General features: G+C 73.2%; 4 protein-coding genes. All 4 read left to right on the forward strand.

Annotated features, from left to right (window positions below):
- A partial coding sequence (locus AB0F10_RS43555; RefSeq protein ID WP_360639961.1) for a penicillin-binding protein 2 occupies positions 1-1,858 on the forward strand: 1,858 nt, incomplete at its 5' end.
- A 54-nt stretch (positions 1,859-1,912) separates the two neighbouring features.
- Positions 1,913-3,427, forward strand: a complete 1,515-nt coding sequence (locus AB0F10_RS43560) for a UDP-N-acetylmuramoyl-L-alanyl-D-glutamate--2,6-diaminopimelate ligase (protein WP_360639964.1) — start codon at positions 1,913-1,915, stop codon at positions 3,425-3,427.
- Positions 3,428-3,482: 55 nt separating this feature from the next.
- Complete coding sequence (gene murF, locus AB0F10_RS43565; protein WP_360639967.1) at positions 3,483-4,880, forward strand: UDP-N-acetylmuramoyl-tripeptide--D-alanyl-D-alanine ligase; 1,398 nt, start codon at positions 3,483-3,485, stop codon at positions 4,878-4,880.
- Positions 4,877-5,980, forward strand: coding sequence for a phospho-N-acetylmuramoyl-pentapeptide-transferase (gene mraY / locus AB0F10_RS43570; protein ID WP_360639970.1), 1,104 nt, complete (start codon positions 4,877-4,879; stop codon positions 5,978-5,980). Before murF ends, mraY begins: the two co-directional genes overlap by 4 nt.
- The last annotated feature ends 39 nt before the right edge of the window (positions 5,981-6,019 follow it).

Here is a 6,019-nt window from a genome sequence, read left to right on the forward strand (position 1 = left end):
CGGCACCGCCGGCCGCCCCGGCAAGGCCGCGCCGCCCGCGCGGGCGGCCCGGCCCGGCGCGCGGCGGCCCGCGCCAGTACCGGCCGAGCCGCCGAAGCTCGCCAACAGCGGCCGGCGGCTGCGGCTGGGCACCGTGCTGGCGCTCACGCTGTTCCTCGTGATCGGGGTGCGGCTGATCGTGCTTCAGGTCGCCGAGACGCCCGGGTCCGCGCAGAGCCTGCTCGAGCAGCGGCAGAACAGGCTCACCGACGTGACGCTGCCCGCGCCGCGCGGCAGCATCCTGGACCGTTCGGGCGCGGTGCTCGCGCACAGCGTCGAGGCGCGCTACATCTACGCCGACCCCGAGTTGATCAAGAACGCCGCCGCGACGGCGGCGAAGCTCTCCCCGCTGCTCGGCGTTCCCTCGTCGCGGCTGATCCAGCTGATGGCGAAGAAGAAGCGCCCCGGCGGCGGCGCGTCCCGCTTCGAATATCTCGCCCGCGGCGTCGACATCGCGGTGGCGGACCTGATCGCCGGAATGAAGCTGCCCGGCATCGGCTCGGACCGCGACGAGCGCCGCGACGTGCCCGGCGCCGACCTGGCGGCGAACCTGATCGGCTTCACCGGCGAGGACCACTTCGGCCTGGAGGGCATCGAGGCCCGCTACGACGACCTGCTGCGCGGCACCGACGGCAAGCGGGTCTTCGAGCGCGGCAACCCGGACGTCAAGGGTGGCATGCTGGCCAAGGAGATCCCGGGCGGCTACAGCTCCTACCGGCCGGCCGCGCCCGGCTCCTCGATCCAGCTGACCATCGATCGCGACCTGCAGTTCGAGGTGCAGCGCATCCTGAGCCAGCAGATGGAGCGGGTGAACGCCACCATCGGCGCCGCCGTCGTCATCGACACGCGGACCGGCGAGGTGCTGGCGCAGGCCAGCTACCCGGCGTACAACGCGGCGAAGCCGTTCGACTTCAAGCCGACCGAGCGCGAGGACGTCGCCAGCAGCGTCGTCTCCGACCCGGGCTCGACGCACAAGGCCTTCACCATCGGCGCCGCCCTGCAGGAGGGCCTCATCACCCCCGACTCCACCATCACGGTCGGACCGGGGCTGATCCTGGGCGGCAAGCCGTTCACGGACACGCACAGGTTCGACGCGGGCACCAAGCTGACCATCCCCGGCGTCCTGGCCTACTCGTCGAACATCGGCACCATCCGCATCGCCCAGAAGCTGGGCAAGGAGCGGCTCTACGACTACCAGCGCCGGTTCGGCCTCGGTGAGCCCACCAACGAGGGCATGCCGGGCGAGGCGAGCGGCCGACTGCTGACCCCCGACCAGTGGAGCGGCTCCGCCTGGGGCTCGGTGCCGATCGGGATGAGCGTCGACGCCACGCTCCTGCAGATGGCGGCCGGCTACGCGACGATCGCGAACGACGGCACCTACATCCAGCCGCGGCTCATCAAGGCCACCATCTCGGGCAAGGACGGCTCGGTCGTCCCGGCGCCGGCGCCCGTCACCCGCCGGGTGCTCAGCCCCGAGATCGCGGGCCAGTTGCGCACGATGATGGAGTCCGTGGTCGACGCGAAGGGCGGCACCGGCGGCCGGGCCGCGGTGGACGGCTACCGGGTCTCCGGCAAGACCGGCACCGGGAAGATGCTGGTCGAGGGGCAGTACACGAAGCACAACGCGGGCTCGTTCATCGGCATGGCGCCGGCCGACAACCCGCGCTTCGTGATCGGCGTCTTCGCCGACGTCGCGGACGGCACCGGCGGCGACGTGGCCGCGCCGGCGTTCAGCGAGATGATGGCCTCCGCGCTGCGGCACTTCCGGGTGCCGCCGTCGGGCACCGAGCCGCCGACCTTCAAGCTGAAGGCCGAGTAGGCGCGCCCATGGCGTTCGCAGCCGGGCCCGGGGCACCGGGTAGGGTCTGACGCCGTGCCCGGCATTCCCCGTCCCCAGACCGTCCGTCCCCGCGGACTGGCCGACCTCGCTGCCCTGATCGGTGCTCGGCTGACCGGCGCAGACGTCGAGGTCACCGGCGTGACCCACGCCAGCAACGAGGTCCTCCCCGGTGATCTCTACGCCGCGCTTCCGGGCGCCCGGCGCCACGGCGCCGAGTTCGTCGCGGGCGCCGCCGAGGCGGGCGCGGCCGCCGTGCTGACCGACCCCACCGGGCGGGACGCCGCCGTCGCGGCCGGGCTGCCGGTGCTCGTCGTCGACGACCCCCGCGAGGTGCTCGGCATCGCGGCCTCGTGGATCTACGGCGACCCCACGGACCGGCTCACCGTCATCGGCCTCACCGGTACGGCGGGCAAGACCTCGACGGCGTACCTGGTCGAGTCCGGGCTGCAGGCGGCCGGGCTGACCACCGGCCTGATCGGCACGGTCGAGACCCGCCTCGGCGACCTGGTCGTGCAGAGCGTGCGGACCACGCCCGAGGCCACCGACCTGCACGCGATCCTGGCCGCCGCGCTCGAGCGCGGCGTCACCGCGGTCGTGATGGAGGTGTCCAGCCACGCGCTGGCCATGGGCCGCGTCGGCGGGGTTCGCTTCGCGGTCGGCGGCTACACCAACTTCGGCCTCGACCACCTCGACTTCCACGCCGACGCGGACGACTACTTCGCGGCGAAGGCGAAGCTGTTCGACGGCCGCTGCCGCACCGAGGTGCTCAACGCCGACGAGACGGCGCTCGAGCCGCTGCGCAAGCCCGGCACCGTCACCTACTCAGCGGCCGGCGACCGGGCGGCGACCTGGTCCGCGGGCGACATCGCCGGCGACGCCTTCGGCCAGCGCTTCACCGCGCACGGCCCCACGGGCGACGTGCGGGCCGGCGTCGCGCTGCCCGGACGGCACAACGTGGCCAACGCGCTGCTCGCCCTCGCCTCGCTGGTGGCGGTCGGCATCGACCCGCAGGTCGCCGCCGACGGCATCGCCGCCTGCAAGGGCGTGCCCGGCCGGCTCGAGCGGGTCGACTCGCCGGGCGAGGTGTTCGGCGTCGTCGACTACGCGCACAAGCCGGACGCGATCGTGGCCGCCCTCGCCGCCCTGCGCGAGCTCGCCACGGCCCGCGGCGGTCACCTGGTCTGCGTCATCGGCGCCGGCGGCGACCGCGACCGCGGTAAGCGCCCGCTGATGGGCGCGGCCGCGGCCCGCGGCAGCGACCTGGTCGTCGTCACCGACGACAACCCGCGCACCGAGGACCCGGCCGAGATCCGCACGGCGGTCCGGCAGGGCGCCGAGAAGGCCGGCGCCCCGGCGAAGATCATCGAGGTGGCGGGCCGCCGGGCCGCCATCGACGAGGCGGTACGGCTGGCCGGCCCCGGCGACGTGGTGGCTGTGCTGGGCAAGGGACACGAGCGTGGCCAGGAGGTGGACGGTCAGGTGCTGCCGTTCGACGACCGGATCGAGCTGACCGCCGCGCTGGCCGCACGCCACGGCGGGACAGCATGAGCGACCGCACCGAGCGCGGCGACGGCCAGGAGCGCATGCGAAAGGCAGGCCCAGCTTGATCCGCATGACGCTGGACGAGATCGCCGCGATCACCGGTGGGCGCCTCGTCAACGCCGACCCGGCCGCGACCGTCACCGGCCCGGTCGAATACGACACCAGGGCGCTGCTGCCCGGCGGGCTCTTCGTGGCCTTCGCGGGCGAGAAGGTCGACGGCCACGACTTCGCCGCCGCCGCGGTCGCCGCCGGCGCCGCCTGCGTGCTCGGCACCCGCGACACCGGCCAGGCCGGGATCGTCGTCGACGACCCGCTGGCCGCCCTCGCCGCGCTGGCGCGCGTGGTCGTGAGCCGCCTGCCGGAGCTGACCATCGTCGGGCTCACCGGCTCCTCCGGCAAGACCACCACGAAGGACTACATCGGGCAGTTGCTGGCCCGCCTCGGCGAGACCGTGGCGCCGGCCGGCTCGCTCAACAACGAGCTCGGCTTCCCCTACACGGTGCTGAAGGCGAGCACCTCGACCCGGTTCCTGGTGCTGGAGATGGGCGCCCGCGGGATCGGGCACATCCGCTACCTCACCGACATAGCCGGCCCGCGGATCGGCGTGGTGCTCAACGTCGGCGCCGCGCACCTCGGCGAGTTCGGCTCGGTCGAGGGCACCGCGCAGGCCAAGGGCGAGCTGATCGAGGCGCTCGGCGAGGACGGCGTCGCGGTGCTCAACGCCGACGACCCGCTGGTCGCCGCGATGGCCCCGCGCACCTCCGCCCGGGTGGTGCCGGTCGGCGAGGCGGCGCAGGCCACCGTACGGGCCGTCGACGTGACGCTGGACGCCCGGGGCCGGGCGGCGTACACGCTGGTCACGCCCGCCGGGTCGGCGCCGGTGCGGCTGGCGGTGACCGGCCGCCACCAGGTCGGCAACACCCTCGCCGCCGCGGCCGTCGCGCTCGAGGCCGGGATGGCGCCCGCCGCCGTCGCCGCCGCGCTCGGCGAGGTCGGCGTCGTCTCCGGCCGCCGGATGGACGTCTTCGACCGGGCCGACGCGGTGACCGTCATCGACGACTCCTACAACGCCAATCCGTCCTCGACCGCCGCGGCGCTGCGCGCGCTCGCGGCGATGGGGCAGGGGCGGCGCACCACCGCCGTGCTCGGCTACATGGCCGAGCTCGGCGAGCACGAGGCCTCCGGTCATCAGGAGGTGGGCCGGCTCGCCGCCGAACTGGGCGTCGACCGGCTGATCGCGGTCGCAGGCAACGCCGCCGCAATCCTCGACGGCGCGGCAACGGTGCCCGCCTGGAAGGGCGAGGCTGTTCTCGCGGCCGATCAGGCCGAGGCCGTCGCGGTGCTGCGGGGCGACCTGCAGCCGGGCGACGTGGTGTTGGTCAAGGGTTCGCGGTACCGGACGTGGGAGGTGGCCGACGCGCTTCGCGCGGATGCGGTCACCGAGGAGGTAGGCCCGTGAGGGCAGTCATCGTCGCGGCCGCGGTCGCGTTCATCATCTCGCTGTTCGGCACCCCGGTCGCCATCCGCGTGTTCACCGCGCTGAAGGCCGGGCAGCCGATCCGGTCGGTCGGGCCGGCCAGCCACCAGGGCAAGAAGGGCACGCCCACGATGGGCGGCGTGGCGTTCATCGTCGCGACCGTCCTGGCGTACGTGGCCGGGCACATCGCCCTGACCACGCTGCCGACGGAGCAGATCGCCCAGGTCCAGCCCACGATGACGGCGCTGGTCCTGCTCGGGCTCTTCGTCTTCTGCGGCGCCGTCGGCTTCCTCGACGACTTCCTCAAGGTCCGCAAGCGCAACTCCAGCGGCCTGAGCGCGAAGGGCAAGCTGCTCGGCCAGATCCTGGTCGGCGGCGGCCTGGGCGTCGCGGCGCTCTACGTGCCGAGCACCAACCTGCAGACCGTGGCGAGCGAGCACATCTCGTTCATCCGCGACATCAGCTTCCTCGACGTCGGCAAGGTCGGCTCGGTGCTGGTCTTCGTCTTCGTCATCATGTCGATGTCGAACGGCGTGAACCTCACCGACGGCCTCGACGGGCTGGCCACCGGGGCCTCGATCCTGGTGCTCGGCGCGTACTCGCTGATCGGGTTCTGGCAGTACCGGCACTGGTGCGGTGACGACACCTACGCCAAGACGGCGAGCTACTGCTACGAGGTGCGAGATCCGCTGGAGGTCGCGCTGATCGCGGCCGCGGCGGCCGGCGCCTGCGTCGGCTTCCTCTGGTGGAACACCTCGCCGGCGCGGATCTTCATGGGCGACACCGGCGCGCTGGGCCTCGGCGGCCTGATCGGCGGTCTCGCCATGGCGACCCGCACGACGCTGCTGTCGATCATCATCGGTGGCCTGTTCGTCATCATCACGATGTCCGTGGTCATTCAGATCATCTCGTTCAAGACCACCGGCAAGCGGGTCTTCCGGATGTCGCCGCTGCAGCACCACTTCGAGCTGGCGGGCTGGAGCGAGGTCAACATCGTGGTCCGGTTCTGGATCGTGGCCGGCATCTGCACCGCCATCGGCCTCGGCCTGTTCTACAGCGACTTCCTCGCGGTGATGGGATAGATCTCTCGCGACACGCCTGCCCCGGGATGCGGGGCAGGC

Source organism: Actinoplanes sp. NPDC026623, assembly GCF_040638275.1.
GTDB lineage: Bacteria > Actinomycetota > Actinomycetes > Mycobacteriales > Micromonosporaceae > Actinoplanes.